This is a genomic window from Variovorax palleresanus (assembly GCF_051144945.1).
Lineage (GTDB): Bacteria > Pseudomonadota > Gammaproteobacteria > Burkholderiales > Burkholderiaceae_C > Variovorax > Variovorax paradoxus_S.
This window is the reverse complement of the sequence record NZ_JBJNVP010000002.1, coordinates 4,106,931-4,132,625: the sequence shown is the minus strand read 5'-3', so window position 1 is coordinate 4,132,625 and position 25,695 is coordinate 4,106,931. Positions and strand designations below refer to the sequence as shown.

Annotated in this window: 31 protein-coding genes; 16 read left to right on the top strand and 15 right to left on the bottom strand. The window is 67.0% G+C overall.

The window, feature by feature from the left end:
- Positions 1-129 precede the first annotated feature (129 nt).
- Genes trmD through rpsP form a run of 3 tightly spaced genes read right to left on the bottom strand, consistent with a single transcriptional unit; the run spans position 130 to position 1,726 of the window.
- Positions 130-876 carry a tRNA (guanosine(37)-N1)-methyltransferase TrmD gene (gene trmD / locus ACJ7Z0_RS23245; protein ID WP_369652780.1) on the bottom strand — a complete coding sequence of 249 codons (747 nt, stop codon included), beginning with the start codon at positions 874-876 and terminating at the stop codon, positions 130-132.
- 15 nt (positions 877-891) lie between these two features.
- The gene (gene rimM / locus ACJ7Z0_RS23240) at positions 892-1,446 is read right to left on the bottom strand and encodes a ribosome maturation factor RimM (protein WP_434791707.1); all 555 of its coding nucleotides are present in this window, start codon (positions 1,444-1,446) and stop codon (positions 892-894) included.
- 16 nt (positions 1,447-1,462) lie between these two features.
- Positions 1,463-1,726, bottom strand: coding sequence for a 30S ribosomal protein S16 (gene rpsP, locus ACJ7Z0_RS23235; protein ID WP_028259818.1), 264 nt, complete (start codon positions 1,724-1,726; stop codon positions 1,463-1,465).
- A 183-nt stretch (positions 1,727-1,909) separates the two neighbouring features.
- Between rpsP and ACJ7Z0_RS23230 the strand changes: the two genes are divergently transcribed.
- Both ACJ7Z0_RS23230 and ACJ7Z0_RS23225 read left to right on the top strand, forming a co-directional pair.
- Positions 1,910-2,434 carry a GNAT family N-acetyltransferase gene (locus ACJ7Z0_RS23230; protein ID WP_434791706.1) on the top strand — a complete coding sequence of 175 codons (525 nt, stop codon included), beginning with the start codon at positions 1,910-1,912 and terminating at the stop codon, positions 2,432-2,434.
- Positions 2,431-2,877, top strand: a complete 447-nt coding sequence (locus tag ACJ7Z0_RS23225; RefSeq protein WP_431123524.1) for an NINE protein — start codon at positions 2,431-2,433, stop codon at positions 2,875-2,877. The genes ACJ7Z0_RS23230 and ACJ7Z0_RS23225 overlap by 4 nt, the downstream gene beginning before the upstream one ends.
- A gap of 27 nt (positions 2,878-2,904) precedes the next feature.
- Here the strand turns inward: ACJ7Z0_RS23225 and ACJ7Z0_RS23220 are convergent, their stop codons facing one another.
- The 5 genes from ACJ7Z0_RS23220 to hda all read right to left on the bottom strand — a co-directional run bounded on the left by ACJ7Z0_RS23220 (position 2,905) and on the right by hda (position 7,669).
- Entirely contained in the window at positions 2,905-3,915 is a 1,011-nt protein-coding gene (locus ACJ7Z0_RS23220; protein ID WP_434791705.1) for an inorganic phosphate transporter, read from the bottom strand.
- A 14-nt stretch (positions 3,916-3,929) separates the two neighbouring features.
- Positions 3,930-4,574 (bottom strand): DUF47 domain-containing protein, encoded by a 645-nt coding sequence (locus ACJ7Z0_RS23215; protein ID WP_012746613.1) that lies wholly within the window; start codon positions 4,572-4,574, stop codon positions 3,930-3,932.
- Positions 4,575-4,693: 119 nt separating this feature from the next.
- Positions 4,694-5,335, bottom strand: coding sequence for a 2-amino-4-hydroxy-6-hydroxymethyldihydropteridine diphosphokinase (folK, locus tag ACJ7Z0_RS23210; RefSeq protein ID WP_434791704.1), 642 nt, complete (start codon positions 5,333-5,335; stop codon positions 4,694-4,696).
- Positions 5,332-6,963 carry a polynucleotide adenylyltransferase PcnB gene (pcnB, locus tag ACJ7Z0_RS23205; protein ID WP_434791703.1) on the bottom strand — a complete coding sequence of 544 codons (1,632 nt, stop codon included), beginning with the start codon at positions 6,961-6,963 and terminating at the stop codon, positions 5,332-5,334. The genes folK and pcnB overlap by 4 nt, the downstream gene beginning before the upstream one ends.
- 19 nt (positions 6,964-6,982) lie before the next feature.
- Complete coding sequence (gene hda, locus ACJ7Z0_RS23200) at positions 6,983-7,669, bottom strand: DnaA regulatory inactivator Hda (RefSeq protein ID WP_431123533.1); 687 nt, start codon at positions 7,667-7,669, stop codon at positions 6,983-6,985.
- Between the two features lie 132 nt (positions 7,670-7,801).
- On the opposite strand from hda, the gene purM reads away from it, so the two are divergent.
- The 5 genes from purM to ACJ7Z0_RS23175 all read left to right on the top strand — a co-directional run bounded on the left by purM (position 7,802) and on the right by ACJ7Z0_RS23175 (position 12,222).
- Positions 7,802-8,842, top strand: coding sequence for a phosphoribosylformylglycinamidine cyclo-ligase (gene purM / locus ACJ7Z0_RS23195; protein WP_434791702.1), 1,041 nt, complete (start codon positions 7,802-7,804; stop codon positions 8,840-8,842).
- Positions 8,843-8,879: 37 nt separating this feature from the next.
- Positions 8,880-9,944, top strand: a complete 1,065-nt coding sequence (locus ACJ7Z0_RS23190) for an AI-2E family transporter (RefSeq protein ID WP_431123537.1) — start codon at positions 8,880-8,882, stop codon at positions 9,942-9,944.
- A 108-nt stretch (positions 9,945-10,052) separates the two neighbouring features.
- Complete coding sequence (locus ACJ7Z0_RS23185; protein WP_434791701.1) at positions 10,053-10,637, top strand: isochorismatase family protein; 585 nt, start codon at positions 10,053-10,055, stop codon at positions 10,635-10,637.
- The gene (locus ACJ7Z0_RS23180; RefSeq protein ID WP_434791700.1) at positions 10,634-11,257 is read left to right on the top strand and encodes a DJ-1/PfpI family protein; all 624 of its coding nucleotides are present in this window, start codon (positions 10,634-10,636) and stop codon (positions 11,255-11,257) included. The genes ACJ7Z0_RS23185 and ACJ7Z0_RS23180 overlap by 4 nt, the downstream gene beginning before the upstream one ends.
- Positions 11,227-12,222 carry a GlxA family transcriptional regulator gene (locus tag ACJ7Z0_RS23175; protein ID WP_434791699.1) on the top strand — a complete coding sequence of 332 codons (996 nt, stop codon included), beginning with the start codon at positions 11,227-11,229 and terminating at the stop codon, positions 12,220-12,222. The genes ACJ7Z0_RS23180 and ACJ7Z0_RS23175 overlap by 31 nt, the downstream gene beginning before the upstream one ends.
- Before the next feature lie 20 nt (positions 12,223-12,242).
- Here the strand turns inward: ACJ7Z0_RS23175 and ACJ7Z0_RS23170 are convergent, their stop codons facing one another.
- The 6 genes from ACJ7Z0_RS23170 to murJ all read right to left on the bottom strand — a co-directional run bounded on the left by ACJ7Z0_RS23170 (position 12,243) and on the right by murJ (position 17,491).
- Positions 12,243-13,541, bottom strand: coding sequence for an RNA polymerase sigma factor (locus tag ACJ7Z0_RS23170; RefSeq protein WP_434791698.1), 1,299 nt, complete (start codon positions 13,539-13,541; stop codon positions 12,243-12,245).
- Between the two features lie 2 nt (positions 13,542-13,543).
- Positions 13,544-13,963: a YciI family protein gene (locus ACJ7Z0_RS23165; RefSeq protein WP_431123548.1), complete on the bottom strand. Its 420-nt coding sequence runs from the start codon at positions 13,961-13,963 to the stop codon at positions 13,544-13,546.
- A 28-nt stretch (positions 13,964-13,991) separates the two neighbouring features.
- Entirely contained in the window at positions 13,992-14,420 is a 429-nt protein-coding gene (locus tag ACJ7Z0_RS23160) for a YciI family protein (protein ID WP_431123550.1), read from the bottom strand.
- Between the two features lie 129 nt (positions 14,421-14,549).
- On the bottom strand, positions 14,550-14,978 hold the full coding sequence (locus ACJ7Z0_RS23155; RefSeq protein WP_093018644.1) for a bleomycin resistance protein: 429 nt from the start codon (positions 14,976-14,978) through the stop codon (positions 14,550-14,552).
- A complete protein-coding gene (locus ACJ7Z0_RS23150; protein WP_434791697.1) occupies positions 14,978-15,829 on the bottom strand; it encodes a SirB1 family protein in 852 nt (283 codons plus the stop codon). Before ACJ7Z0_RS23150 ends, ACJ7Z0_RS23155 begins: the two co-directional genes overlap by 1 nt.
- 108 nt (positions 15,830-15,937) lie before the next feature.
- The gene (murJ, locus tag ACJ7Z0_RS23145; RefSeq protein WP_434791696.1) at positions 15,938-17,491 is read right to left on the bottom strand and encodes a murein biosynthesis integral membrane protein MurJ; all 1,554 of its coding nucleotides are present in this window, start codon (positions 17,489-17,491) and stop codon (positions 15,938-15,940) included.
- Between the two features lie 106 nt (positions 17,492-17,597).
- Between murJ and rpsT the strand changes: the two genes are divergently transcribed.
- Entirely contained in the window at positions 17,598-17,912 is a 315-nt protein-coding gene (gene rpsT / locus ACJ7Z0_RS23140) for a 30S ribosomal protein S20 (protein ID WP_055799596.1), read from the top strand.
- A gap of 133 nt (positions 17,913-18,045) precedes the next feature.
- On the opposite strand, the gene ACJ7Z0_RS23135 is transcribed toward rpsT, so the two are convergent.
- Positions 18,046-18,375 (bottom strand): DUF3579 domain-containing protein, encoded by a 330-nt coding sequence (locus tag ACJ7Z0_RS23135; RefSeq protein WP_434791695.1) that lies wholly within the window; start codon positions 18,373-18,375, stop codon positions 18,046-18,048.
- Positions 18,376-18,536: 161 nt separating this feature from the next.
- Between ACJ7Z0_RS23135 and ACJ7Z0_RS23130 the strand changes: the two genes are divergently transcribed.
- From ACJ7Z0_RS23130 to ACJ7Z0_RS23095, 8 genes are all read left to right on the top strand, one after another.
- Complete coding sequence (locus tag ACJ7Z0_RS23130) at positions 18,537-19,745, top strand: aspartate aminotransferase family protein (protein ID WP_434791694.1); 1,209 nt, start codon at positions 18,537-18,539, stop codon at positions 19,743-19,745.
- Positions 19,742-20,677, top strand: a complete 936-nt coding sequence (gene argF, locus ACJ7Z0_RS23125; RefSeq protein ID WP_431123561.1) for an ornithine carbamoyltransferase — start codon at positions 19,742-19,744, stop codon at positions 20,675-20,677. The genes ACJ7Z0_RS23130 and argF overlap by 4 nt, the downstream gene beginning before the upstream one ends.
- A 20-nt stretch (positions 20,678-20,697) precedes the next feature.
- Positions 20,698-21,006 (top strand): YkgJ family cysteine cluster protein, encoded by a 309-nt coding sequence (locus ACJ7Z0_RS23120; RefSeq protein WP_434791693.1) that lies wholly within the window; start codon positions 20,698-20,700, stop codon positions 21,004-21,006.
- 75 nt (positions 21,007-21,081) lie between these two features.
- Entirely contained in the window at positions 21,082-21,732 is a 651-nt protein-coding gene (gene kynB, locus ACJ7Z0_RS23115) for an arylformamidase (protein ID WP_434791692.1), read from the top strand.
- A gap of 10 nt (positions 21,733-21,742) precedes the next feature.
- Positions 21,743-23,029 carry a kynureninase gene (gene kynU, locus ACJ7Z0_RS23110; RefSeq protein WP_434791691.1) on the top strand — a complete coding sequence of 429 codons (1,287 nt, stop codon included), beginning with the start codon at positions 21,743-21,745 and terminating at the stop codon, positions 23,027-23,029.
- 13 nt (positions 23,030-23,042) lie between these two features.
- Positions 23,043-23,528, top strand: coding sequence for a hypothetical protein (locus ACJ7Z0_RS23105; protein ID WP_434791690.1), 486 nt, complete (start codon positions 23,043-23,045; stop codon positions 23,526-23,528).
- Between the two features lie 16 nt (positions 23,529-23,544).
- Positions 23,545-24,381 (top strand): tryptophan 2,3-dioxygenase, encoded by an 837-nt coding sequence (gene kynA, locus ACJ7Z0_RS23100; protein ID WP_431123569.1) that lies wholly within the window; start codon positions 23,545-23,547, stop codon positions 24,379-24,381.
- A gap of 58 nt (positions 24,382-24,439) precedes the next feature.
- On the top strand, positions 24,440-25,690 hold the full coding sequence (locus tag ACJ7Z0_RS23095) for an SMI1/KNR4 family protein (protein WP_434791689.1): 1,251 nt from the start codon (positions 24,440-24,442) through the stop codon (positions 25,688-25,690).
- Positions 25,691-25,695: the final 5 nt, after the last annotated feature.

Genomic DNA, 25,695 nt, shown 5'->3' with positions numbered 1-25,695 from the left:
GCTACACAAAAGGCGCCTTTGGTTTCGTTGCTCTTTCGTCGCTCCTTGATCGCCGAAGGCGACAAGGAACACAACAAGGGACTGCAACAAAGCCAGGCGCGGCCGGGCAGAGGATCGGGGAACCGAGGATTATAGCTTTTTTTTCAGCGCCGTCTCATCGGCCTTGCTCAGGCGGCCCGCAGCGCGAGCGGCGGCAATCAGGTCGGGACGCCGCGCGGCGGTAATGGCCAGCCGCTGGTCGCGCCGCCAGCGCTCGATCTGCACGTGATGCCCGGAGAGCAGCGGCGCCGGCACGCCCTGCCCGTTCCATTGCTCGGGCCGCGTGTAGTGCGGGCAGTCGAGCAAGCCGTCGAGAGAGGGATTGAAGCTGTCCTGCACATGGCTGGCTTCGTCGCCCAGCACACCGGGCTGCAGCCGGGCCACGGCATCGAGCAGCGCCATGGCCGGAATCTCACCGCCGGAGAGAACGAAGTCGCCGAGGCTGATCTGGTGCGTGACGCGCGTGTCGATGAAGCGCTGGTCAATGCCTTCATAGCGGCCGCAGACCAGCACCGCGCCTTCGCTCGCAGACCAGCGCTCGACCGCCTCGTGGCGCAGCGCCTCGCCGATGGGAGAAAACAGCACGACCGGCGCCGGCGATCCGCGCGCGGCCAGTGCCGCATCGAGGCAGGCCGAGAGCGGCTCGGCCATCATCACCATGCCGGGACCGCCTCCGAAGGGCCGGTCGTCCACGCGCTTGTAATTGCCCTGCGCGAAATCGCGCGGATTCCAGAGCACGACCTCGACCTGCTTCGACTCATAGGCACGGCGCGTCACGCCGCTGGCCATGAAAGGCGCGAACAGTTCGGGAAACAGCGTAAGGACGTCGAAGCGCATGCGCGCGGCGCCTGGTCAGTATTCAGGCTGCCAGTCGACCGTGATGAGCCGGCCGGCGAGGTCGACTTTGTCGACGAAGACAGAGACGAAGGGCACCATGCGTTCGATGGCCTTGCCGTCTTCTTCGGCCGCGAGCACCAGCGTGGTCTGCGGGCCGGTGGCGAGCAGCTCGCGCACCGTGCCGAGCGCCACACCTTCGCGGTTGACCACCGAAAGGCCGATCAGGTCGACCCAGTAATACTCGTCGTCACCCGCGGTCGGAAAGCTCGAGCGCGGCACGAAAACACGCGCGCCGCGCAGTGCCTCGGCCGCATTGCGGTCGGGCACCTCTTCGGACGAAGCGACGATGCAGTCGGAATGTTCTTTGGCTTCGCGGATCGCGAGCCGGAAAGCTGCGGTTGCGGAGGCTCCGGGAGCCTGCAGGAACCAGCGCTTAGAAGAAAAAAGCGCCTCTGGTTGGGCGCTGTGGGGCAGGACCTTGAACCAGCCCTTGATGCCCCATGCATCGGCGATGCGTCCTACCTCGATCGCATCCGCCGGCAATTCGGCGGTTTCGAGTGTAGGCAGCATCGTCGTGCCGGACAGCTTAGGCAGCTGCCTTGGGCGCTGCGGCTGCAGCTTGCTTGATCAGGCGCAGAACCGTGGGCGAAGCTTGTGCGCCGACGCTCTTCCAGTAGGCCAGGCGGTCCTGGGCAATACGGATGCTTTCTTCGTTTTCCTTGGCGATCGGGTTGTAGAAACCCAGGCGCTCGATGAAGCGGCCATCGCGGCGAACGCGCTTGTCCGACACGACGATGTTGAAGAACGGACGGCCTTTGGAGCCGCCGCGGGAGAGTCGAATGACGACCATGATTTATCCTTGGGTGGTGCAGCAAGCCCGTTTTCTAAACAGGAGGCCCGCTCACAGTGTTCTTTCAACGTCGAGACACGCGACATGGCCACCCGGCCAGCGACACGCTGAAAAGCCTGCGATTATAGCCCGACCCGCGTTTTCTCCGAATTTAGCGCTTGGCGCGCTTCGATTTCCACCTGCATGACCCTCACCATCCGCCCCAGCCGCGACGAAGATGTCGCGGCCCTCACGGCCATCTATGCCCATCACGTGCTGAACGGCACCGGCACTTTCGAAACCGAGCCTCCCTCGGCCGCCGACATGGCCGCGCGGCGCGCCGACGTGCTCGGCAAGAACCTGCCCTACCTCGTTGCCGAAGAAAATGGCGAAGTGTTGGGTTTTGCCTACTGCAACTGGTTCAAGCCACGCCCGGCCTACCGCTTTTCGGCCGAAGACTCGATCTACATCTCCGAAGCCGCACGCGGCCGGGGCCTCGGCGGCCAGTTGCTCGCAGCCCTCTCGCAGGCCGCAGAGGCGGTGGGCGTGCGCAAGCTCATCGCAGTGATCGGCGACTCGGCCAACGCCGGCTCGGTGGGCGTTCATCGCAGCCAGGGCTTCACGCACGTGGGCGTGCTCAAGGACTGCGGCTGGAAGTTCGGCCAATGGCGCGACGTGGTCCTGATGGAAAAGGTGCTCGGCGAAGGCAGCACCACCAAACCCGAATGAAAAACAAGACCATTGCCGCCTGGCTCTCCTTCCTGGGCGGCCCGCTGGGCCTGCACCGCTTCTATCTTCGCGGCATGGGCGACTGGCTCGGCTGGCTGCTGCCCATTCCCACGGCGCTCGGCCTCTACGGCATCGAGCGCACGCGAATGTACGGCCTGGACGACGGCTGGAGCTGGGTGCTGATTCCGCTCCTGGGCTTCACCATCGCCGGGTGCGCGCTGATGGCCATCATCTACGGCCTCATGACGCCCGAGAAGTGGAATGCCCGCTTCAACGCCGGTGCGCCGCCGGACGCCGCCCCGGGCCGCACGAACTGGGCCACCATTGGCGCCGTGGTGCTGGCACTCCTCTTCGGCACCACGGTGCTGATGGCCAGCATCGTGTTCAGCTTCCAGCGCTACTTCGAACACCAGGTCGAGGAAGGCCGGAAGATCTCACAGTAGCTGCTGAGCGCCCGAGGGCCGCGCGCCTCAGAAAATCTGCAGGCTGAGCCAGTAGGCAATGGCCGCAACGAAGGCCGATGCCGGGATCGTGAAGATCCAGGCCCAGACGATGTTGCCCGCCACGCCCCAGCGCACGGCGCTCGCGCGTTGCGCGGAGCCGACGCCGACGATGGCGCCGGTGATGGTGTGGGTGGTCGAGACGGGAATTCCCAGCCCGGTGGCCAGGAACAACGTGAGCGCGCCGCCCGTTTCCGCGCAGAAGCCGCCCACGGGCTTCAGCTTGGTGATCTTCTGGCCCATGGTCTTCACGATGCGCCAGCCGCCGAACATGGTGCCCAGCGCGATCGCGGCATAGCAGCTCACGATGACCCAGGTCGGCGGCGCCGCGTCGCCGGACGAGGCGTAGCCGGTGGCGATCAGCAGCATCCAGATGATGCCGATGGTCTTCTGCGCGTCGTTGCCGCCGTGGCCGAGGCTGTAGGCCCCGGCAGACGCCAGCTGCAGCCGCCGGAACCAGCGGTCGACGCGGGACGGCGTGGCGCGCCGGAAACCCCAGGCCACCAACACCATCATCATCGAGCCCAGCAGAAAACCGAGAAACGGCGAAACGAAAATGAAGGCCACGGTCTTCCAGATGCCGGTGGCCACCAGGCCGCCGGTACCGGTCTTCGCGATCACGGCCCCCACGATGCCCCCGATCAGCGCGTGCGACGAGCTGCTCGGGATGCCGTAGTACCAGGTCACCAGGTTCCAGCTGATGGCGCCGATGAGCGCGCCGAACACCACGTGCACATCCACCACCCCGGGCTGAGCGATGCCCTTGCCCACCGTGGCCGCCACGCTCAGGTGAAAGATGAAGATCGCGATCAGGTTGAAGAAGGCGGCGAACAGCACCGCGTGCCCCGGCTTGAGCACGCCGGTCGACACCACGGTGGCGATCGAGTTGGCCGCATCGTGGAAGCCGTTCATGAAATCGAAGGCGATCGCGAGCGCGACCAGCAATATCACCACCCACAGGGCGACCTGAACCGTTGCCATCAATCGCTACCCGCTCAGGAATTCTCGAGGACGATGCCCTCGATCACATTGGCCACGTCCTCGCATTTGTCGGTGATCGTCTCGAGCAACTCGTAGATTGCCTTGAGCTTGATCACTTCGCGCACATCGGGCTCCTCGCGGAACAGCTTGCTCATGGCGCTGCGCATCACGCGGTCGGCGTCCGACTCGAGGCGGTCGATTTCCTCGCAGGTCTTGAGCGTGGCCTCGGCCACGGCCGGGTCGGCGATCTTGCCGAGGAACTTGACGGCGTCCTTGAGGCGATCGCAGCACTTCACGCTCAGGGCCGTGAGGCGCACGATCTCGTCGGTCATGTGGCGCACGTCGTACAGCGCCATGGTCTCGGCCGAATCCTGGATCAGGTCGGCCACGTCGTCCATCGTGTTGATGAGCTTGTGGATCTGCTCGCGGTCGATGGGCGTGATGAAGGTCTTGTGGATCAGCCGGTTGACGTCATGCGTCACGCGGTCGGCCGCACGCTCGGCATTGTCGACGTCGCGGTTGTACTGCTCCCGCAGGTGCACGTCGCTGTAATTGGCCACGAGTTGCTCGAACGCCCGCGCCGCTTCGACGATGCGCTCGGCGTGCTGGTTGAACATCTCGAAAAAATTCCCCTCGCGGGGCAGCAGCTTGCCGAACATGGCGCTCTCTCCTGGGTTCGCGACTGCCACAAATGTGTGACAGCATCATGAAAAACCGCGCAAGTGTAATGGGCGAAGCGAAGCCGGCCGGTCCGGCACGGCTCCAGCCCCTGCCCGGTTCAGTCGCGAATTCGCTCGATGACCTGCGAGGAAACGCGGGCGATCGCCGCGCGCGGCACCTTGTCGGGCGCGATCTCGGCCAGCGGCTTGAGCACGAAGGCACGGTCCCGCATGCGGGGATGCGGCAGGCTCAGCGCGGGCGTGTCCTTGATCGCATTGCCGTGCATCAGCAGGTCGAGATCGAGCGTGCGCGGCGCATTGGGAAACGGCCGCTCGCGACCGGCCTGCTCTTCGAGCAGATGCAGCTCGGCCAGGAACGCCTCGGCCGTGAGCCCGGTCCGGACGGCCACCACGGCATTGATGAAATCGGGCCCGGCCGCATCGACCGGTGCGCTGCGGTAAAGCGACGAGCGTGCCGTGACCACGGTGCGTTCGATGGTGCCGATGGCATCCATGGCCGCCTTGACCGCCGCCTGTGCGTCGCCCAGGTTGGCGCCGATGGCGACGAAGGCCTGCACAGTCGGGTAGTCCTCGCGCGTGCGGCGCGCGGCGGGGCTGCCGGGCGCCACCTTGCCCGAGGGCCGGCTGGGTGCGCGGCGTGCCGGTGCCGCGCCGCTCTTCGGCTTGGCGGCACCGCCGCGCGGCGGGGGCTGGCTCCTGCCGCCGCTCTTGCCGTCCTTCGGCCGGTTGGGCGCGCTCATTCGCCTGCGGCGCTCCCGCCGCCCTCGCCTGCACCGCCGCCACCACCGGTGCGGGGCTTCCGGCGACGCCGGCGCTTGCGCGGCGCCGCGGCCTCGCCATCGGCCGAGACGCCCGCGGCTTCGGTTTCCAGCTCATCGTCGTCCTGCTGCGCCGGCTCCTGGCCATCCTGGCGCTGGCGCGCTGGCGGTTCGCCGCGGGGCTTGGGCGCCACCGGATCGCGCGTGCGCACGCGCTGGCGGGTCTTCTGCTCGTCGCGCACCTGCTCCAGCAGGTCTTGCTGGCGCACATCGTCGGCCGTGCTGAACTCTTGCCACCACTCGGCAATGGCCTCGCTGACTTCGCCCACGTCGGCGCGCAGGCGCATGAAGTCGAAGGCGGCGCGGAAACGCGCCTGATCGACCAGGCTGTAGGGCGTGGAGCCCGTGCGCTTGTCGAAGCGCGGCTGCATCATCCAGATCTCGCGCATGTCGGCGGCCAGCTTGCCGCGCCCCGACACGTCGCCGATGCGGGCGTTGAACACGTCGTCGATGGCGTCCTGCAAGGCCGGGAACGGCGGCTGCGGGCGCTGGCCATGCCGGCCCTCGATGCGCTGGGCCCAACCGTCGCGCACGTCGGCCCACAGCACGCAGGCCAACAGGAAGCTGGGCGCCACGGGCTTGCCTTCGCCCACGCGGCGATCGGTGTCCTGCAGGGCCGCCTTCACGAACGGCGAGTCGGCGCGCTCCACCACCACGTCGAGCAGCGGATAGATGCCCGTGACCAGGTCCAGCTTGCGCAGCTGCTCGACCGTGGCAATGGCATGGCCGGTCTGCAGCAGCTTGAGCATCTCGTCGAACAGGCGGCTCTGCGGCACGTCGGCCAGCAGCTTGCTCGACTCGATCAGCGGCGCGGCGGTCTTGGTTTCCATCTTGAAACCCAGGGCCGCGAGCTTGGCCGAGAAACGGATGGCGCGGATGATGCGCACCGGGTCTTCGCGGTAGCGCGTGGCCGGGTCGCCGATCATGCGCAGCGTGAGCTTCTGCGCGTCCTTGATGCCATTGTGATAGTCGACCACGATCTGGTTGGCCGGGTCGTAGTACATGGCGTTCACGGTGAAGTCGCGGCGTGCCGCGTCTTCTTCCTGCGGGCCCCAGACGTTGTCGCGCAGCACGCGGCCGCTGGCGTCCACCGCGTGCTTCATGCTTGCAAGCTCGCCCTTGCTGGTGCGCTCGTTGCCGGCAACCTGCTCGGCGGCGGCGTTGTCCATGTAGGCGCGGAAGGTCGAGACTTCGATCACCTCGTGCTCGCGGCCACGCCCGTACACCACGTGCACGATGCGAAAGCGCCGCCCGATGATGAAGGCGCGCCTGAAGAGCGACTTGACCTGCTCGGGCGTGGCGTTGGTGGCCACGTCGAAGTCTTTCGGACGCAGGCCCAGCAGCAGGTCGCGCACCGCGCCGCCCACCACGTAGGCCTCGTAGCCGGCTTGCTGGAGCGTGGTGACCACGTTCTTCGCGCGTTCGTCGACCAGGGCTGGATCGATCTTGTGAACCTCGGCCGGCACCTCCTGGCGCTTGCCAAAACGGCTCTTGCCCTGCGTGCCGCCGGCGGATTTGCCGAGCAGCTTGTCGATGAATTTCTTGATCATTGTTGGTTGAAGCTCTTCTTTATTCGTTTTCGAGCATGGATCGGATCAGCGGGATCGTGATCGCTCGCTGTGTCTGCAGGGCATAGCCATCGAGCTGCGTGAGCAGCTCCATGAGGCTGCCCAGGTCGCGGCTGAAGCGGTGCAGCATGTAGTCGAGCACGTCGTCCGACAGCATGACGCCGCGCGCGTCGGCCGCCTGCCGCAGCACCGCGCGGCGTTCGCTTTCGCTCAGCACCTGCAGGTGGAACACGTGGCCCCAGCCCAGCCGGGTGCGAAGGTCTTCGCGCAGCGGCAGGTCGGCCGGCGGCAGCGCACCCGCCGCCACCACGCCGCGCTGCAGGGTCTGCGCGTTGACGAACCAGTTGAAGGCCGCGTGCTGCTGCACCGCGGTGTACAGGTGCACGTCGTCGAGCAGCACGGCGCCCCAGCGCTCGTCGAACTCGGGCGGCTCCAGCAGGCCGGCATGCAGCCAGCCCACGCTCGCGCCCTGCTCGCGCAGTGCGACACGCACCGATTCGAGCAGATGGCTCTTGCCGCTGCCGCTTTCGCCCCACAGATAGGTGGGCACGGGAGAGTGAGGCACCGATGTGCCGGCGCCGCCCACCCACAGTTGCAGGTGCCGCAGCGCCGCCTCGTTCGGGCCGGCAAAAAAAGCGTCGAAGCTGGGGCCCGTCGCAATGCCGATATCGAGCGCGAGCTGTTTCATCCCGGGAAGGTTCATGGAGGGGGCCCGGAGGGCCCTTAAAATCGTGAGGAATTCTATCGGCCCGGCCGCTTCGGTTACCGGCGCCCCTACCTCTTCGTCTCCTTCCCGCTCCTTTCTCGACACCGTCCGACCATGACTTCCCCTACGCCCACCCCGCTCAGCTACAAGGATGCCGGTGTCGATATCGATGCCGGCGACGCCCTGGTCGACCGCATCAAGCCCCTCGCCAAGAAGACCCTACGCGAAGGAGTGCTGGCCGGCATCGGCGGCTTCGGCGCGCTGTTCGAGGTGCCCAAGCGCTACAAGGAGCCGGTGCTGGTGAGCGGCACCGACGGCGTGGGCACCAAGCTCAAGCTGGCCTTCGAATGGAACATGCATGACGCCGTGGGCATCGACCTGGTGGCCATGAGCGTCAACGACGTGCTGGTGCAGGGCGCCGAGCCCCTCTTCTTTCTCGACTACTTCGCCTGCGGCAAGCTCGACGTGGACACGGCCGCGGCCGTGATCGGCGGCATCGCACGCGGCTGCGAAATCTCCGGCTGCGCGCTGATCGGCGGCGAAACCGCCGAAATGCCGGGCATGTACCCGGCCGGCGAGTACGACCTGGCGGGCTTTGCGGTCGGCGCGGTCGAAAAGTCGAAGATCCTCACCGGCCAGAACGTGAAGCCCGGCGACGTGGTGCTGGGCCTGGCCTCGGCCGGCGTGCATTCCAACGGCTTCAGCCTGGTGCGCAAGGTGATCGAGCGCGCGGGTGCAGACCTGCCCGCCACGCTCGACGGCAAGCCTTTCCGCGAAGCCGTGATGGAGCCCACCCACCTCTACGTGAAGCCGGTGCTCGAAGCGCTGGCCAAGCACCCGATCAAGGCGCTGGCCCACATCACGGGTGGCGGCCTGCTCGAGAACATTCCGCGCGTGCTGCCCGAAGGCACGGCCGCCCACCTCAAGAAGGGCAGTTGGCCGCAAACCGAGCTCTTCGCCTGGCTGCAGAAGGTGGCGGGCATCGACGACATCGAGATGAACCGCACCTTCAACAACGGCATCGGCATGGTGGTGGTGATCGAGGCGACCGAAGCCGCCGCCTGTGCCGCCACGCTGCGCGCGGCCGGCGAGTCGGTGTATGAAATCGGCATCATCGCCGAGCGCGGCGCGGGTGCCGCCGTGGTGGTCGGCTGATTTTTCCCTCCGAAGCGCGCGCAGCACCCGGACCCTGATGTCCAAACCCACCCTCGTCACCATCGACACCAAGCCCAAGCCAGCTTCCCGCAACGTGGTGCTGGCCAGCTACCTCCTGATGCCGGCCGCCCTGCTGCTGGTGATGTGGGAGCACCTGCTGCCCGGCCTCTTGTGCGTGTGCATCGGTTTTCTGGCCACGCGCTGGTTCGCACGCCTGATCGGCAATGGCCTGGTGCGGCTGAGGCTGCCGCTGGTCCGTGCCAGCGTGCTGGCCCGGGTCCTGGCGGTCACGCTGGTGCTGCTGGCCCCCATTGCACTGATTTCGCTGGGCCTGTCCCAGGCGCGCGAGTACATCCTCGATGCGCCCGACCAATACCGCGAGTTGCTCGACTACACGGCGCGCACGGTGCTCGAGCTGCGGCTCAAGCTGCCTCCTGAAATTGCGGTCTACCTGCCCGAAGGCGCGGCCGAAGTGCAGCGCGTGGTGGCCAACTACCTGCGGGCGCAGGCCGGTTCGCTGGCCCTGGCCGGACGCGCATGGCTGGGGGGACTGCTGTTCGCCTATGTCGGCCTTATCGTGGGCGGCCTGGCCGCCATCGCGCCAACGCCGCTGCAGCGCCGCCCGCTTGCCGCGCAGTTGTATCGGCGCATCACCATCTTCGGCGAGGCCTTTCGCCAGATCGTTGCCGCGCAGTTCTGGATCGCGGCCTTCAACACCTTGCTGACCGCCATCTTCCTGCTGTTCCTGATGCCGCTCTGGGGCCCCCACCTGCCCTACACGCCGGCGCTGATCACGCTGACCTTCGTGGCGGGCCTGGTGCCGATCGTGGGCAACCTGGTCTGCAATTCGGTCATCACGCTGGTGGCGCTCTCGGTGTCGCCGGTCACGGCACTCGCCTGCCTTGTTTTTCTTATCCTTATCCACAAGGCCGAGTACGTGATCAACGCCAAGGTGGTGGGTAGCCGCACGCAGATGCGGGTGTGGGAACTGCTGGCCGTCATGTTCGTGGCGGAAGCGGCCTTCGGCCCGGCCGGCCTGGTGGCGGCGCCGCTTTTCTACGCGTACCTCAAGAAAGAGCTGCAGGCTGCCGAGCTCGTCTAGCGCTCATGTCCTGATTTGATCGATTCTGGTCTGCTTTGGCGCGGACCGCGGGCTGGCAACTCCGAAGAATAGGCGGCATCATTCACTCCGCCCTTCGAGCCGACCCCCATGAAATCCTGTCTGATAGTGATCGATGCGCAGGAATCGTTTCGCCAGCGCCCGTACTGGTCCGAGGATATTGCGCAACCCTACTTCGCCGCGCAGAACGCGCTGATCGAAGGCTGCTCAGCCGCCGGTCTTCCGATCGTGCGCGTCTTCCATGTCGACAGCCCCGCAACGGCGGCCAACCCGTTCGCCATCGAGTCGGGCTTCGTGCGGCCGATCGAAGGCGTGGCATCGTTCGAGGCCGCGGCCACCTTCACCAAGCACCGCCACAGCGCGCTGGTCAACAGCGGCCTCGACGTCTGGCTCACGCAGCAAGGCATCGGCCGGCTGATCGTGAGCGGCATCCGCACCGAGCAATGCTGCGAAACCACCACGCGCCATGCTTCCGACCTGGGCTGGGAGGTCGACTACGTGACCGACGCCACGCTGACTTTCGACATGGTGCAGCCCGACGGCCGGCCGCTGGCCGCGGCCGACATCAAGGCACGCACTGCCGCCGTGCTGGACGGCCGCTTTGCCAGCGTCTGCAGCGTGGCGCAGGCGCTGCAACGTGCCGGCGCCAAGACCGGCGAAAGCATGGCGGCATGACCTTGCGCGTTCGGATCCTGGCTTACGACGGTGTCGAGGCACTCGATTTCGCGGGCCCCTTCGAGGTGTTCACCACCGCGAGCCGCGTCTGCCAGCGGATGAATCCCGGCGTGAAAGCCCCGTTCGAAGTCGCGTCCGTCGCGCTGTCGAACAACGGCCAACCCGTGCAGGCCCGAGCCGGCCTGCGCCTCTTGGCCGACCATGACCTGGCCACCAACCCGGGTGCCGACGTGCTGATCGTGCCCGGCGGTGTGGTCGATGCGCCGATGGCGAGCCCTGCCACGCTGCGCTGGATCGCCGACTGCGCGACCGGCGCGCAGTTGGTCGCCTCGGTCTGCACCGGCGTCTTCCTACTCGCGAAAAGCGGCGTGGTCACGCGCGAAGCCGTCACCACCCACTGGGAAGACATCGCGGATCTGCGCGAGCAGTTTCCCTCGCTCGACGTGCGCGAAGGCGAGCGCTGGATCGACAGCGGCCGCGTCGTCAGCTCCGCGGGCATCAGCGCCGGCATCGACATGAGCCTGTACCTAGTCGAACGGCTGGCTGGCCGCGCGCTGGCCGAACGCACCGCGCGCCAGATGGACTACGCATGGACCTCCTGCAGCAACCCATCCGCGTAGTGTTCGTGCTGCTGCCGGGCAGCCTGGTGCTCGACTGGGCCGGCCCCGCCGAGGCGCTGCGCATCGCGAACCAGCGGCTGCGCGCCGCAGGCCAGCCCGAGCGCTTCGAGATCGAATTCGCAAGCCCGCGCCCCACGTCGATCGGTTCCGTGGGGGTTGCGCTTGCCAATCTCGCGCCGTTGCCGGCGCAATGGAACGGCCCGGCCTGGATCGTGCTGGTCGGGCTGCCCGGCGACTCCATCCCCGTCGACAACGCCGAGACCCAGGATCTTCTGCACTGGCTGCGCGGGCAGCGCTTCGAGCGCGGCCATCTCGAACTGGTCACGGTCTGCGCCGGCGCCCTGCTCGCCGCGCACGCGGGGGCGCTTGCAGGCCGGCGTGTCACTACGCACCACCACCACCTGGACGAACTGCGCGCCGTAGAGCCGCGCTGCGACGTGGTGGCCAACCGCGTGTTCGTCATCGATCCGCCGGTCTACAGCAGCGCGGGCGTCACGACCGGCATCGACCTGGTGCTACACCGCATCGCGGAGGTGTGCGGCGAGCCGCTGGCCGCCCAGGTGGCGCAGACCATGGTGGTGGCCCAGCGGCGCGGCCCGCACGACCCGGAGCTTTCGCCCTTCCTGGCCTACCGCAACCATTTGCATGCCGCGCTGCACCGGGTGCAGGACGCCGTCAGCGAGCAGCCGCAAGCCGACTGGAGCGTGCCCCGGATGGCGGAAGTGGCCCACACCTCGGCGCGTCACCTCACGCGGCTGTTCGTCGAGCATGCGGGCGTGGCGCCGCTGGCCTACTTGCGCCGGCTGCGGCTGGCGGCGGCGCAGCTCGCGCTGGCCTCGGGTGCGAGCGTGACGCGGGCGGCGGAAATCTCGGGCTTCGGATCGGACACGCAGCTGCGGCGCGCATGGCATCAGTTCGGGCTGCCCGGCTCGCCATCCGCTTCCACATCGCTGTCGAAAGCCTAGCGCCGCAGAGGCTCCGAGAATCAGCTTTCCGGCACGGTGCAGGCCCGGGCGCGCGCCAGCAGCAATGTCTTCTCGCGCGTGTTGCGCGTGAGCGAGGCGGCGCGGTCGAATTCCTTGCGCGCCTCGACACGGCGGCCGAGCTTGAACAGAAGGTCGCCGCGCACCGCCGGCAGCAGGTGATAGTTCTGCAATGCCGGCTCGCCCACGAGCGCATCCACCACTTCGAGCCCTGCGGCCGGGCCGAAGGCCATCGAGAGCGCGACGGCGCGGTTCAGTTCGACGATGGGTGAAGGCGACAGCTCCGCCAACGCGTCGTACAGCGCGGCGATGCGCGGCCAGTCGGTTTCTTCCGCGGTGCGCGCTCGGCCATGGCAGGCGGCAATGGCGGCCTGCAGCGCATAGGGGCCGTGAGCGCCGACCAGCGCTTCCGCGCGCGCCAGTCCAGCCAGGCCGCGGCGAATCAGCATCTGGTCCCAGCGCGCGCGGTTCTGCTCGAGCAGCAGCACCGGCTCGCCCGAGGGGCCCATGCGCGCGGCCGTGCGCGAGGCCTGGATTTCCATCAGCGCCACGAGGCCGTGCACCTCCGCCGCATCCGGCATCAGCTCGGCCACGATGCGGCCCAGGCGCATCGCTTCGTCGCACAGCGCGGGGCGCATCCAGTCGTCGCCGGCGGTGGCCGAGTAGCCTTCGTTGAAGATCAGGTAGAGCACCTCGAGCACCGACGCGAGCCGCGCCTCGAGCTCGTGCCGGCGCGGCACCTCGAAGGGCACGCGCGCTTCGAGAAGCGTGCGCTTGGCCCGCACGATGCGCTGCGCCACGGTGGCTTCGGGCACAAGGAAGGCACGGGCGATCTCATCGGTCGTGAGGCCGCCCATCAGCCGCAGCGTGAGCGCCACGCGCGCCTCGGTCGAAAGCACCGGGTGGCAGGCGGTGAACACCAGCCGCAGCAGGTCGTCGCCGATGTCGTCGTCGATGGCCGCATCCACCGCTTCGGCGAAGTCGGCTTGCGCCATTTCGTGCTGCGCATCGAGCTCGCGGCCGATCTCGGGTGCCTTGCGCTCCGCCAGCTGGCCATGCCGCAGACGGTCGAGGGCGCGGCGCTTGGCAACCGCGGTGAGCCAGGCCGCGGGGTTGTCGGGCACGCCCGATTCGGGCCATTGCTCGAGGGCGGAAACCAGCGCGTCCTGGGCCAGCTCCTCCGCCAGGCCCACGTCGCGCACCATCCGCGCCACAGTGGCGATGATCTTCGCGGACTCGATGCGCCACACCGCCTCGATGCTGCGGTGGATGGCAGCCTCGTCGCGAGGCGCAGCGCCCATGATCAAGTTTTCTTGACCGCCTGCATCGACGGAAATTCGGTGGTCAAGGCCTGCACCTCGGGCGGGTAGTCGGCAATCTCCTGGATCTGCCGGACCTCGATGACCTCGTTCTCGCTGCCCGGGCAACGCGTGGCCCATTCGATGGCGTCGGCACGCGAAGGCACGTCGATGATCCAGTAGCCGCCGAGCACTTCCTTGGCTTCGGCAAAAGGACCATCGACCACCTTGGGCTTGCGGCCCGGAAAGCTCACGCGCGCGCCCATCGAGGGCGGATGCAGGCCGTCGCAATTGATCAGGATGCCGGCCTTCTGCATCGACTCGTTGTAGGCCATCATGGCCGCCACCGCATCGACGTCGTCGGGAATGGTGCCGGGCGCGGCCGTTTCATAGCCGTGGGGAATCATCAGCAGCATGAATCGCATGGTGGGTCTCCTTGGGTGTGCGGCCGGCTCAGTTGCCGGCCTTGCCGCGGGCCTCGGTCTCCGCGCGCAGGCGGTCTTCCTGTGCCAGCAGTTCGGGCGTCATCGAGTCGCCGAAATCGGAGGCTTCGAAGACCTGGCGGATCTCGATCTCGCCCTCCTGGAATGGGCTGCGCTTGATCCACTCGATGGCTTCTTCCTTCGACTTGACCTGGAGCAGCCAGAAACCCGCGAGCAGTTCCTTCGTCTCGGCGAAGGGGCCATCGATGACGGTGCGCTTCAGCCCTTCGCAGCGCACGCGGGCGCCCCTGGACGATGGATGCAGCCCTTCGCCCGCCAGCAGCACGCCGGCCTTGACCAGTTCCTCGTTGAACTTGCCCATGGCGGTGAGCACCTCGGTGCTGGGCATCACGCCGGCTTCGGAATCCTTGTTGGCCTTGACCAGAACCATGAATCGCATGTCGTTTCTCCTGAAGGTTTGATGAGGTTGGAGCCGCAAAAACCACGTGCTCCTGTTCACACGTCGGACGAGCGAAAGACGGATCGACACCTCCGCGTCGATCCATTTGTAATTATTTGTATCAGAAACTCAGGGCAAATAGCCGCAGAAGCGCAGGATGTGTCCATCCGGCTCGCGGATCGCGAATTCGCGCAGGCCCCAGGGCTGGGAGGCCGGGGGCTCCACCACCGTCACTCCGCGCTTGACGTAGGCGGCGTGCAGGCCGTCCACGTCCTTGCCCACGTGGATGACGATTTCGCCGCGCCAGGGCGGCGTGCCGCGCGTGTTGCACTGCCACAGGCGCAGGTAGACCGGATCGCCGTAGCTGCGGTCGCCCTTCTTGACCCGCGCATAGCTGGGCGGCTCGCCGGCGATGAAGTCGAGCTCGAAGCCCAGCACGTCGCGAAACCAGCGCGCGGCGCGCGTGACGTCGGACACCGGCAGCACCGGCTGCACACCGTGGAATTCGTGCAGCGTGCCGAGATCGGGCGCGGCGGCCACGCCGTCCGTGGCGTCCATCAATTGGCCGCGCGCCGCAATGCGGCTACGCGCTCGGCAATGGCGTCGACGTCGAGCGCGTCTTCCGCGTGCGCCAGGTAGGTTTCGAGGTCGCGCACCGCGGCCGCGGTGTTGCCCTGCTCGGCGTGCGCGATGCCGCGGTCGCGGTATTCGCCCCAGGCGGTGGGCAGCAGCGCAATCAGGCGGTCTTGCACGGCGATGGCACGCTGCCAGTCTTCCTGGGCACGGTGCACTTCCTTCAGGTTGCGCAGCATGCGCGCAATGATTTCGCGCGAACTGGACGGCTGCAGGTACAGGCCCAGCGGCACGTCGAAGTCGCCGACCAGCCCGTTGCTGCGCTTGTACGGCTCGAGCCGCTCGCCCAGTTCTTCGCGCGAGAGCGATTTGCCGGTGAAGGGGTCGATGACCACCTGCCCCTTGGGCAGCGTGACCTTGAGCATGAAGTGGCCCGGAAAACCGACGCCGCGCGCCTGCAGCCCCAGGCCCTGCGCCAGCTCCATCCACAGCACCGCCAGCGAGATCGGAATGCCGCGGCGCGTGCGCAAGACGGCGTTCAGGTAGCTGTTGTCGGGGTCGTAGTAGTCGTTGACGTTGCCGCCGAAGTTCAGGTCGTTGAAGAAGAACTGGTTGAGCGCGCGCAGCCGGGCCAGCGGCGCCGCATCGGCCGGCAGCCGGCGCTTCAGGCGGGCCAGCAGCTGGTCAACGTCGCCGAGCACCTGCTGCACGTCCAGGTCGGGGTATTCGTCCTGCGCAAGGCTGGCGGCCGCCTCGAGCAGCGGAAAGTGGTCGTCGCTCTGCACCAGCGATTCGAAATACGCGAGTGCGGTGGGAACCTGGAAGCTGAACGTCATGTGTCTTTGTAGAGGAGCATTCGGGGAGCGTCAAGGCGGTGTTTTCAGCTTGCACAATTTGAAAACAACCCTGTTGCCCAAGCCCCGACCGGGCAATGTCTCGGGGCCCTACCGGCGCATGAAACTGCGCAGCCGAACGCCCACGGCCGCCAGCACGGCGAAATACAGCAGCCCCGCTCCCGCGATGAGCGCCGCCAGCAGACCGATGCGCTGGAGCCTGTGGGCGCGCAGGCCGATCCAGTCGAAATAGTACGAGCCCCAGGCGAGCAAGGCCGCCAGCACCAGCGTGCCCGCAGCCACCTGGAGGATGAACTTGCCCCAGCCCGGTTCGGGCTTGTAGCTGCCCCGGCGGACCAGCCCGGCCAGGAGCCAGAGGGCATTGACCACCGCGCCGATGCCGATGGTCAGCGTGAGCGCGGCGTGCTGCAGCACTGGCACCAGGAAGACGTTGAGCACCTGGATCAGCACCAGCACCGAGACGGCAATGATGACCGGCGTGCGCATGTCGTGCCTGGCGTAGTAGCCCGGCGCCAGCACCTTGATGGCCACGATGCCCACCAGCCCGACGCCGTAGCCCATGAGCGCCAGCGTGGTGCGCTTCACGTCCTCGTCGCCGTAGGCGCCGTTGTGAAACAGCACGGCCACCAGCGGCTGCGAGAACAGCAACAGGGCAATGGCACAGGGCGCCGAGAGCAGCACCACCAGCCGGAGCCCCCAGTCGAGCAGGGCCGAGTACCGCTCGTCGTCCTTGGCGGCGCGCGCGCCGGCCAGTTGCGGCATCAGCACCACGCCGAGCGCAACGCCCAGCATGGCGGTCGGAAACTCCATCAGGCGGTCGGCGTTGACCACCCAGGTCACGCTGCCCGTGGCAAGGTGCGAGGCGATCTGGGTATTGATGAGCAGCGAGATCTGCGCCACGCTCACCCCCAGCAGCGCGGGCAGCATCAGCCGCATGACCTTGCGCGTAGTGGGATCGGTCCAGGCGGTGCGCAGCGCCGTCCAGCTGGCACCGATGCGCGGCATGAGGCCGAGGGCACGAAGGGCCGGCACTTGCAGCGCCAGTTGCAGCACCCCGCCAACCAGCACGCCGGCGCACTGGGCATAGATGGGCTCGATGCCGTAGCGCCTGAACAGCGGCGCGCCCACCACGATGGCAAGAATGAGCGAAAGGTTCAACAAGACCGGCGAAGCGGCCGGCACCGCGAACTTGCGCCAGGTATTGAGCACGCCGCCCGCCAGCGCCACGAGCGACATGAAGCCGATGTAGGGAAACATCCAGCGCGTCATGACCACAGCAGCGTCGAACCCCGCCAGGCCGCTCGCCATGGCCCACACAAGCCACGGAGCGCCCACCACGCCAGCCACGCACAGCACCACCAGCGCCCACGTGAGCAGCGTAGCGACGTGGTCGATCAGCGCCTTGGCGCCCTCTTCGCCGGCTTCGGTCTTGCGCGCCGCGAGCACCGGCACGAAGGCCTGGCTGAAGGCGCCTTCGCCGAAAACCCGGCGGAACAGGTTGGGAATGCGGAACGCGACGTTGAAGGCGTCGGTCAGGGCACTGACGCCGAATACCGAGGCAAAGAGCACGTCGCGCACGAGGCCCGTGATCCGCGATGCGAGCGTCAAGAGGGAAACGGTGGAAGCGGATTTGAGCAGGGACACGGGGCGAGTGTAGGGCCGGCCAAGGCCCCGATTCGGCGAAAAAGGCAACCCGGCCTATAATGGAGGGCTTTGCTGCATCATCCTCAGACACCTAAGGAACTAAATCATGGCATCCGCCAAGCCCAAGAAAAAGAACCCGCGCCTCGCCTCCGGCCGTAAGCGCGTCCGCCAGGACACCAAGCTCAACGCTGCGAACACCTCGCTGCGCTCCAAATACCGCACCGCCGTGAAGAATGTCGAAAAGGCCGTCCTGGCCGGCGACAAGACCAAGGCAAGCGAACTCTTCGCGAAGGCCCAGAGCATCGTCGACATCGTCGCCGACAAGGGCATCTTCCACAAGAACAAGGCAGCTCGCGACAAGAGCCGCCTGTCGGCGAAGGTCAAGGCCCTCGCCCTCGCGCCTGAAAAGGCCGCCGCCTGACACCTGTCAGGCAAGCCCGGATCGGAATTCTCCGGTCCGCCGTTTGATCGGGGTGCGCTGCAGCAAAGTGTAAAAAACCGCCTTCGGGCGGTTTTTTCATGTCCGTTCGCTTCCTGAAACTGGAAGGTCTGGCTCAGGTCTTGGGTGGCGCGGCCGGCGCGTCGGGCACCAGGCAGGCTTCGGCCACCTGCAGATCGTTGTCCCGCGCAAAATTGACGCAGAAGTCCCAGGCCATGGGTTCGGCATCGCGCAGGGCCCGGTTCACGACCACGCACTTGACCCCGTTGATGGTGGTTGGAACGCACCAGGGCGAATAGCTCAAATGGCTCCCCGGATACGCGCCGCCGGGCCGGAAAGAGCACATCACGCCGGCCAGCCGCTCGGCCCAGTCGCTCGGTCGAAATGTCCGGCCATCATGGGTGATGCCCTGGATGAAGATTTCTTTGGCAGTGGGGGAAATCATCGTTGAATGAGGCGCCCGGAGCGGGTGCTGCGGTGCAACAAGAGATTCTATCCGCCCTACTTTTGCCTCCCGGGCAGGGGGCATTGCTGTGATGCGGAATCCTCAATGAAGCCGCCATGGCGCACGCCTAGAATCCGCGGTTCCCTTTCTGGAGAACCCGAATGAGCGCTACCGCCCAGCCCACCTCGCCCCACGTCATGAACACCTACGGTCGCCTGCCGATCGCGCTGTCGCACGGCCAGGGCTGCCGAGTCTGGGACACCACGGGCAAGGCCTACCTCGACGGCCTCGGGGGCATTGCCGTGAACACGCTGGGCCACAACCACCCCGAGCTGGTGCCCGCGCTGCAGGACCAGATCAGCAAGCTGATCCACAGCTCCAACTACTACCACGTGCCGGGCCAGGAGCAACTGGCCGCCAAGCTGACCGAGCTGTCGGGCCTGACCAACGCCTTCTTCTGCTGTACCGGACTGGAAGCCAACGAAGCCGCCCTGAAGCTCGCGCGCAAGTTCGGCCACGACAAGGGCATCGAGCGGCCCGAGATCGTGGTGTACGAAGCCGCGTTCCACGGCCGCAGCATCGCCACCCTGTCGGCCACCGGCAACCCGAAGGTGCAGGCCGGCTTCGGCCCCCTGGTCGAGGGCTTCATCCGCGTGCCGCTGAACGACATCGAGGCGCTCAAGAAAGCCACCGAGGGCAATCCCAACGTGGTCGCGGTGTTCTTCGAAACCATCCAGGGCGAAGGCGGCATCAACCCGATGCGCTGGGAATACCTGAAGCAGGTGCGCGCCCTGTGCGACGCGCGCGACTGGCTCATGATGATCGACGAAGTGCAATGCGGCATGGGCCGCACCGGCAAGTGGTTCGCGCACCAGTGGGCCGATATCAAGCCCGACGTGATGCCGCTGGCCAAGGGCCTGGGCTCGGGCGTGCCGATCGGCGCCGTGGTGGCGGGCCCCAAGGCCGCCAACATCTTCGGCCCGGGCAACCATGGCACCACCTTCGGTGGCAATCCGCTCGCAATGCGTGCCGGCATCGAGACCATCCGCATCATGGAAGAGCACAAGCTGCTCGAGAACGCCGCCGCGGTGGGCGAGCACCTCAAGAGCGCGCTGGAGCGCGAAATCGGCGGCCTCCCGGGCGTGACGGAAATCCGTGGCCAGGGCCTGATGCTGGGCATCGAGCTGGACCGGCCCTGCGGCGTGATCCTGAACCGCGCCTGCGACGCCGGCCTGCTGCTGAGCGTCACGGCAGACAAGGTCATCCGCCTCGTGCCGCCGCTCATCCTGAGCATTGCCGAGGCCGACGAGATCGTCGCCATCCTCGCGCCCCTGGTGAAAACCTTTCTGTCGGAGCCTGTAGCGCAATGACGACCGCCACCACGCCCAACGCCATCCGCCACTACCTGCAGTTCTCGGACTTCACGGCCGACGAATACGCCTACCTCTTCGATCGCATGGCGATCATCAAGAAGAAGTTCAAGACCTACGAGAAGCACCAGCCGCTGACCGACCGCACGCTGGCCATGATCTTCGAGAAGGCCAGCACGCGCACCCGCGTGAGCTTCGAGGCGGGCATGTACCAGCTCGGCGGCAGCGTGGTGCACCTGACCACCGGCGACAGCCAGCTCGGCCGCGCCGAGCCCATCGAGGACAGCGCCAAGGTCATCAGCCGCATGGTCGACATCGTGATGATCCGCACCTACGAACAGACCAAGATCGACACCTTCGCCGCGCATTCGCGCGTGCCGGTGATCAACGGCCTGACCAACGAGTTCCACCCCTGCCAGATCCTTGCGGACATCTTCACCTACATCGAGCATCGCGGCTCGATCCAGGGCAAGACCGTGGCCTGGGTGGGCGACGGCAACAACATGGCCAACACCTGGCTGCAAGCCAGCGAGATCCTCGGCTTCAAGGTGCACGTGAGCACGCCCAGCGGCTACGAGGTGGACCAGTCGGTGGCGGGCCTGCGCTCGGCCGACAGCTACCAGGTCTTCAAGGACCCGATGGAAGCCTGCCGCGGCGCCGACCTGGTGACCACCGACGTCTGGACCAGCATGGGCTACGAGTCCGAGAACGAGGCGCGCCGCAAGGCCTTTGCCGACTGGTGCGTCGACGAAGACATGATGCGCATCGCCCAGCCCGACGCCCTCTTCATGCACTGCCTGCCCGCGCACCGCGGCGAGGAAGTGCAGGCCGAGGTCATCGACGGCCCGCAGTCGGTGGTGTGGGACGAGGCCGAGAACCGGCTCCATGCGCAGAAGGCGCTGATGGAGTTCTTGCTCCTGGGCAGGCTCTGAACAGCTGAAGGCGCGGCCGCGTGTCCGATTGCCAGCAATGCGGCGCCTGCTGCGCCAGCTACCGCGTCGACTTCAGCGTGCATGAACTCGACGACAACGGCGGGCGTGTGCCCTCGGGCCTCGCGGTCGAGGTGAACGATGCGCTTTGCCGCATGCGCGGCACCGACCACACCCCGATGCGCTGCGCGGCGCTGACCGGCAAGATCGGCCACGCCGTGGGCTGCGGCATCTACGAATGGCGCCCCAACCCGTGCCACGAGCTGCAGGCCGGCAGCGACGCCTGCGAGCGGGCGCGCTCGCGGCACGGGCTGCCGCCGCTCGATCACTGAGCCGGTTCATCTCGTCACGCATGGTGTTGGAAATAACCGACACCACGACCCCTCGCCGGGCGCTAACTTCGCGCCATGGCTTCATCTCATCCGCAACGCATCTGGGACATTTCACCGCCCGTGCATGAAGGCACGCCGGTGTTTCCCGGCGACACGCCCTACCAGCAGCGCTGGGCGGCAACCATTTCGCCGGATTGCCCGGTCAATGTCAGCGAAATCAAGCTCTCCCCGCATGTCGGCGCGCATGCCGATGCGCCCCTGCACTACGACCCCGAAGGCCAGACCATCGGCCTGGTGGACCTGGCGCCCTTCATCGGCCCCTGCCGCGTGATCCATGCCATCGCCAAGGGCCCGCTGGTCGAATGGGAGCACATCGCGCATGCCATCACCAGCCAGCTGCCGCCGCGCGTGCTGGTGCGCACCTACAGCGCCATGCCCATCGACCGCTGGGACCCGCAGCTCGCGGCCTACGCACCGGCCACCATCGAGCGCCTGGCGGCCATGGGCGTGAAGCTCATCGGCATCGACACCGCCAGCATCGACCCGGCCGACAGCAAGACGCTGGAAAGCCACCAACGCATTCGCCGCCTCGACCTGCGCGTGCTCGAGAACCTCGTGCTCGACGAGGTGCCCGAGGGCGACTACGAACTCATCGCGCTGCCGCTCAAGCTGGTCAGCGCCGATGCCTCCCCCGTCCGCGCCGTGCTGCGCGAACTTTCACGCTGAAATCCGCCCCATGACGACTCTTGAAGACTGCCGCGCGCTCGACGCGCAAGACCCGCTGCGCCCGCTGCGCGACCAATTCACACTGCCGGAAGGCGTGATCTACCTCGACGGCAATTCACTCGGCGTGCTGCCCACGGCCGCGCCGGCGCGCATCGCCGAAGTCGTCACCCTGGAGTGGGGCCAGGGCCTGATCCGCTCGTGGAACACCGCGAGCTGGTTCGACCTGCCGCAGCGCCTGGGCGACAAGGTGGCGCGGCTGATCGGCGCCGCGCCGGGCGAAGTGGTGTGCACCGACAGTACCTCCGTTAACCTTTACAAGGTGCTGTTCGCAGCGCTCTCGCAGCAAAAGGACACCGGGCGCAAGCTGGTGGTCAGCGAGCGCAGCAACTTCCCGACCGATCTCTACATCGCCGAATCGCTGTGCCGCGAGCGCGGCTTCACGCTCAAGCTGATCGAGGCGGACGAACTGCAAGGCCCGGGTTCGGTGCTGACCGACGAAGTGGCCGTGCTGATGCTCACGCACGTCAACTACCGCACCGGCGCCATGCACGACATGAAGGCCATCACCGCCGCAGCGCATGCCGCCGGCGCGCTCACCGTGTGGGACCTGGCGCACAGCGCCGGCGCCGTGCCAGTGGCATTGAACGAAAGCAACGCCGACTACGCCATCGGCTGCGGCTACAAATACCTGAACGGCGGGCCGGGCGCGCCCGCCTTCGCATGGGTTCATACGCGGCATGCGGGCCGGTTCGAGCAGCCGCTGTCGGGCTGGTGGGGCCACGCGGCGCCGTTCGAGTTCACGCCGCATTACCGCCCGGCGCCGGGCGTTGGCCGCTACCTCTGCGGCACGCAGCCGATCATCGCGCTGGCGGGGCTGGAATGCGGCCTGGACACCGTGCTTGCCGCCGAAGCATTCGACAAGGACCAAGGCGCCATGGCCGCGCTGCGCGCCAAGTCGCTCGCGCTCACCGACCTCTTCATCGAACTCGTCGAAGAGCGCTGCGCGGGCCAGGGCCTTGCGCTGGTCACGCCGCGCGAACACGCACAGCGCGGCTCGCAGGTGTGCCTCAGCCGCGGTGAAGGCGCCTACGCCATCGTGCAGGCGCTGATCGCGCGCGATGTGATCGGCGACTACCGCGCCGGCGATTCGCAGATGCCCGACATCCTGCGCTTCGGCTTCACGCCGCTTTACATCGGCTTCGAGGACGTGTGGAACGCGGTCGAGCACCTGGTGCAGGTGCTCGAATCCGGCGAGTGGAAGCGCGAAGAATTCAACCGCAAGAACGCAGTGACCTGAGCAGAACCTTCCCATGAAACATCGATTGATCGCCCTCTTCGCATCGCTCCTGATGCTGGCCGCACCGGCCTTCGCACAGCAGGCCAGCTTCACGCTGGAGCAACTCAAAGCCTTCGCCGCGCTCACGCCCGATGCGTTCCGGCAGCAGGTCAAGGCCCAGGGCTTCTCCTACGCCGACAAGACGGTGACCGACGAGGTCAGCATGATCGAGTACGAAAAGATGGTCGACGACCAGAACATCCGCCTCATGAAATCCACCCATGCCGAAAGCCGCGCCAGCGAGAACAGCGTCGAGCTCTCGCTGACCGACAAGGCCGCCTTCGACCGGCTGGTCAAGGAGGTTCGCGCCGCGGGCTACGCGCCGGCTGAAAAGGGCCGGATTCCCGGCGGCGAGACCTATCAGGAGTTCAAGCGCAAGAACGATGTCGTGCGCTTCGTCTACCCCCGGAAAGACTCGATCCCGGGTCGCCCCTCCTACACCGCCGTAGTCTCGCGATAACCGGCCAGCAAGCATCATGAGCACCGAAAAAATCGTTCACGAAGAGAAGGCGCAGCTGGACTTCAGCAAGTCGATGAGCTACGGCGACTACCTGCACCTCGACGAGATCCTCAACGCGCAGCATCCGCTCTCGCCCGCGCACGACGAGATGCTGTTCATCGTGCAGCACCAGACCAGCGAGCTCTGGATGAAGCTCATGCTGCACGAACTGCGCGCCGCCACCCGCCACATCGCCGAAGAGAAGCTGTCCGACGCCTTCAAGATGCTCGCGCGCGTGAGCCGCATCATGGAACAGCTGGTGAGCGCATGGACCGTGCTCTCGACCATGACGCCGCCCGAATACACGGCAATGCGCCCGTACCTGGCCAACTCCAGCGGCTTCCAGAGCGCGCAATATCGCTGCATCGAATTCGCGCTCGGCAACAAGAACGCCGCGATGCTCAAGCCGCATGCGCACCGGGTCGATCTGCTGGCGCAGGTCGACGCGGCCTACCGGTCGCCTTCGCTCTATGACGAGTCATTGAAGCTGCTCGCGCGCCGTGGCCTTCCGGTGCCCGCCGACCACCTGGAGCGCGACTGGACCCAGCCCTACGAGGCCAGCGACGGCGTCGAGGCGGCGTGGCTCACCGTGTACCGCAACCCGCACGACCACTGGGACCTGTACCAGCTCGGCGAAAAACTCACCGACCTCGAAGACGCTTTTCGTCTCTGGCGCTTTCGCCATGTGACCACGGTCGAGCGTGTGATCGGCTTCAAGCGCGGCACCGGCGGCACGGGCGGCGTGAGCTACCTGCGCAAGATGCTCGACGTGGTGCTGTTCCCCGAAATCTGGAAGCTCCGCACCGATCTTTGATGCGGGTTGTTGCCTCGTTTGCACAAACCGCTACATTGGCAACAACGGAGGCACTGCCATGAACGATGTCCAGTTCACGCTCGAAGAGCTTGCAAACCTGCGCGAACACGGTGTGGTCCTGTTCGCGGACCGCGTGATCTTCGATGCGCAACCGCCCATGGCCGAGTCGCGCCTTGCCGCGATCGAAGCGCAATGCGCGGGGCCGATTCCCGAGGCGCTGGCCACGCTGTGGCGGCAAACGGCCGGCGGCCGGCTCGACTACGACCTGTCGCTGCTGATGAACGGCAACGTGGAATCCGTCAGCTGGTCGGAGCTGTTCTGGGATGGCAGCGACGGCTATCGCGATCTGCAGGGCTGGATCGGCCATGAACAGGAGTTGGCCAAAGAGGCCGCCGAAGAAGAAAGCCGCCCCTGGAGCGGCAAGCTCACGCACCTGCCCTTCGGCGGCTTCGAGTACCTCGACCGCGTCTACGCGGTGGTCGAGCCCGGCCCGCAGCACGGGCACATCACCGCATGGAAACAAGGACTGCCGCCGGCCTGGACGCATGCGCTGCACGAAGACGGCGTGAGCACCATCGCACCCGATCTGCGCGGCGCTTTTGCGGCCCTGCACCTCGACGAAAACCCGCTGGCCCCCACGAGCGACTATTTCTCGGGCCAGGCCCTGCTGCAGTACCTCGACGACAGGCACCAGGACCACGGCCTGGATCTCGACCTGATGGACAAGCTGGTGAGCTTCTATTGCCAGGCCATGATCGACTGGCGCACACCGCTGGCCGACGGAACGCTGCGCCGGTTGCCAGCCACGGCACGCGCGGCGCTGCACCATGCCATAGCCACCGACGATGCGGACCTGGTGGCCGAGCTCGCGGCCGCGGGCGTGAGCTTCGACGGCCCCCTGCAAGGCAGCGCGCTGGCCACCGACGTGGCCATCGGCAAGGACGCCTTCGCCGCGGCCATGGCGCTGGTGCGCGCGGGCGCGCCGGTGGCGGCCGATGCCTTGCGCAACATCGACGGCCAGATTTCGCCCGAACTCACGAGCGCACTGCTCGCCAACGGGGCGGAGCCCAGCGTGGCCGCCATCGTCCATTGTGCGGCCTGCGGTGCGCCGGCAAGCGCGCACCTGATTGCCGATGCATGCACGCAGGCGGGCATCGACGTGCAGCCCGCATTCGCTGCCGAGCGCGATGCAATGCTGACCGAACTCGAGGCGACGCTGCTCGAGGTTCGCGATGGCTCCCACGGCCACTACCTCGGTGCCGAGGGCCTGGCCGAGCGCATCGAGCACCTGCAGACGTTCAGGCTCTGAGAACC

Bases quoted from the DNA above. Each gene is read 5' to 3' on its own strand.
- trmD (WP_369652780.1), bottom strand. From the start codon at position 876: ATGCGCTTCGACGTCCTTACGCTGTTTCCCGAACTGTTCGCGCCTTTC.
- rimM (WP_434791707.1), bottom strand. From the start codon at position 1,446: ATGCTGCCTACACTCGAAACCGCCGAATTGCCGGCGGATGCGATCGAG.
- rpsP (WP_028259818.1), bottom strand. From the start codon at position 1,726: ATGGTCGTCATTCGACTCTCCCGCGGCGGCTCCAAAGGCCGTCCGTTC.
- ACJ7Z0_RS23230 (WP_434791706.1), top strand. From the start codon at position 1,910: ATGACCCTCACCATCCGCCCCAGCCGCGACGAAGATGTCGCGGCCCTC.
- ACJ7Z0_RS23225 (WP_431123524.1), top strand. From the start codon at position 2,431: ATGAAAAACAAGACCATTGCCGCCTGGCTCTCCTTCCTGGGCGGCCCG.
- ACJ7Z0_RS23220 (WP_434791705.1), bottom strand. From the start codon at position 3,915: ATGGCAACGGTTCAGGTCGCCCTGTGGGTGGTGATATTGCTGGTCGCG.
- ACJ7Z0_RS23215 (WP_012746613.1), bottom strand. From the start codon at position 4,574: ATGTTCGGCAAGCTGCTGCCCCGCGAGGGGAATTTTTTCGAGATGTTC.
- folK (WP_434791704.1), bottom strand. From the start codon at position 5,335: ATGAGCGCGCCCAACCGGCCGAAGGACGGCAAGAGCGGCGGCAGGAGC.
- pcnB (WP_434791703.1), bottom strand. From the start codon at position 6,963: ATGATCAAGAAATTCATCGACAAGCTGCTCGGCAAATCCGCCGGCGGC.
- hda (WP_431123533.1), bottom strand. From the start codon at position 7,669: ATGAAACAGCTCGCGCTCGATATCGGCATTGCGACGGGCCCCAGCTTC.
- purM (WP_434791702.1), top strand. From the start codon at position 7,802: ATGACTTCCCCTACGCCCACCCCGCTCAGCTACAAGGATGCCGGTGTC.
- ACJ7Z0_RS23190 (WP_431123537.1), top strand. From the start codon at position 8,880: ATGTCCAAACCCACCCTCGTCACCATCGACACCAAGCCCAAGCCAGCT.
- ACJ7Z0_RS23185 (WP_434791701.1), top strand. From the start codon at position 10,053: ATGAAATCCTGTCTGATAGTGATCGATGCGCAGGAATCGTTTCGCCAG.
- ACJ7Z0_RS23180 (WP_434791700.1), top strand. From the start codon at position 10,634: ATGACCTTGCGCGTTCGGATCCTGGCTTACGACGGTGTCGAGGCACTC.
- ACJ7Z0_RS23175 (WP_434791699.1), top strand. From the start codon at position 11,227: ATGGACCTCCTGCAGCAACCCATCCGCGTAGTGTTCGTGCTGCTGCCG.
- ACJ7Z0_RS23170 (WP_434791698.1), bottom strand. From the start codon at position 13,541: ATGGGCGCTGCGCCTCGCGACGAGGCTGCCATCCACCGCAGCATCGAG.
- ACJ7Z0_RS23165 (WP_431123548.1), bottom strand. From the start codon at position 13,963: ATGCGATTCATGCTGCTGATGATTCCCCACGGCTATGAAACGGCCGCG.
- ACJ7Z0_RS23160 (WP_431123550.1), bottom strand. From the start codon at position 14,420: ATGCGATTCATGGTTCTGGTCAAGGCCAACAAGGATTCCGAAGCCGGC.
- ACJ7Z0_RS23155 (WP_093018644.1), bottom strand. From the start codon at position 14,978: ATGGACGCCACGGACGGCGTGGCCGCCGCGCCCGATCTCGGCACGCTG.
- ACJ7Z0_RS23150 (WP_434791697.1), bottom strand. From the start codon at position 15,829: ATGACGTTCAGCTTCCAGGTTCCCACCGCACTCGCGTATTTCGAATCG.
- rpsT (WP_055799596.1), top strand. From the start codon at position 17,598: ATGGCATCCGCCAAGCCCAAGAAAAAGAACCCGCGCCTCGCCTCCGGC.
- ACJ7Z0_RS23135 (WP_434791695.1), bottom strand. From the start codon at position 18,375: ATGATTTCCCCCACTGCCAAAGAAATCTTCATCCAGGGCATCACCCAT.
- ACJ7Z0_RS23130 (WP_434791694.1), top strand. From the start codon at position 18,537: ATGAGCGCTACCGCCCAGCCCACCTCGCCCCACGTCATGAACACCTAC.
- argF (WP_431123561.1), top strand. From the start codon at position 19,742: ATGACGACCGCCACCACGCCCAACGCCATCCGCCACTACCTGCAGTTC.
- kynB (WP_434791692.1), top strand. From the start codon at position 21,082: ATGGCTTCATCTCATCCGCAACGCATCTGGGACATTTCACCGCCCGTG.
- kynU (WP_434791691.1), top strand. From the start codon at position 21,743: ATGACGACTCTTGAAGACTGCCGCGCGCTCGACGCGCAAGACCCGCTG.
- ACJ7Z0_RS23105 (WP_434791690.1), top strand. From the start codon at position 23,043: ATGAAACATCGATTGATCGCCCTCTTCGCATCGCTCCTGATGCTGGCC.
- kynA (WP_431123569.1), top strand. From the start codon at position 23,545: ATGAGCACCGAAAAAATCGTTCACGAAGAGAAGGCGCAGCTGGACTTC.
- ACJ7Z0_RS23095 (WP_434791689.1), top strand. From the start codon at position 24,440: ATGAACGATGTCCAGTTCACGCTCGAAGAGCTTGCAAACCTGCGCGAA.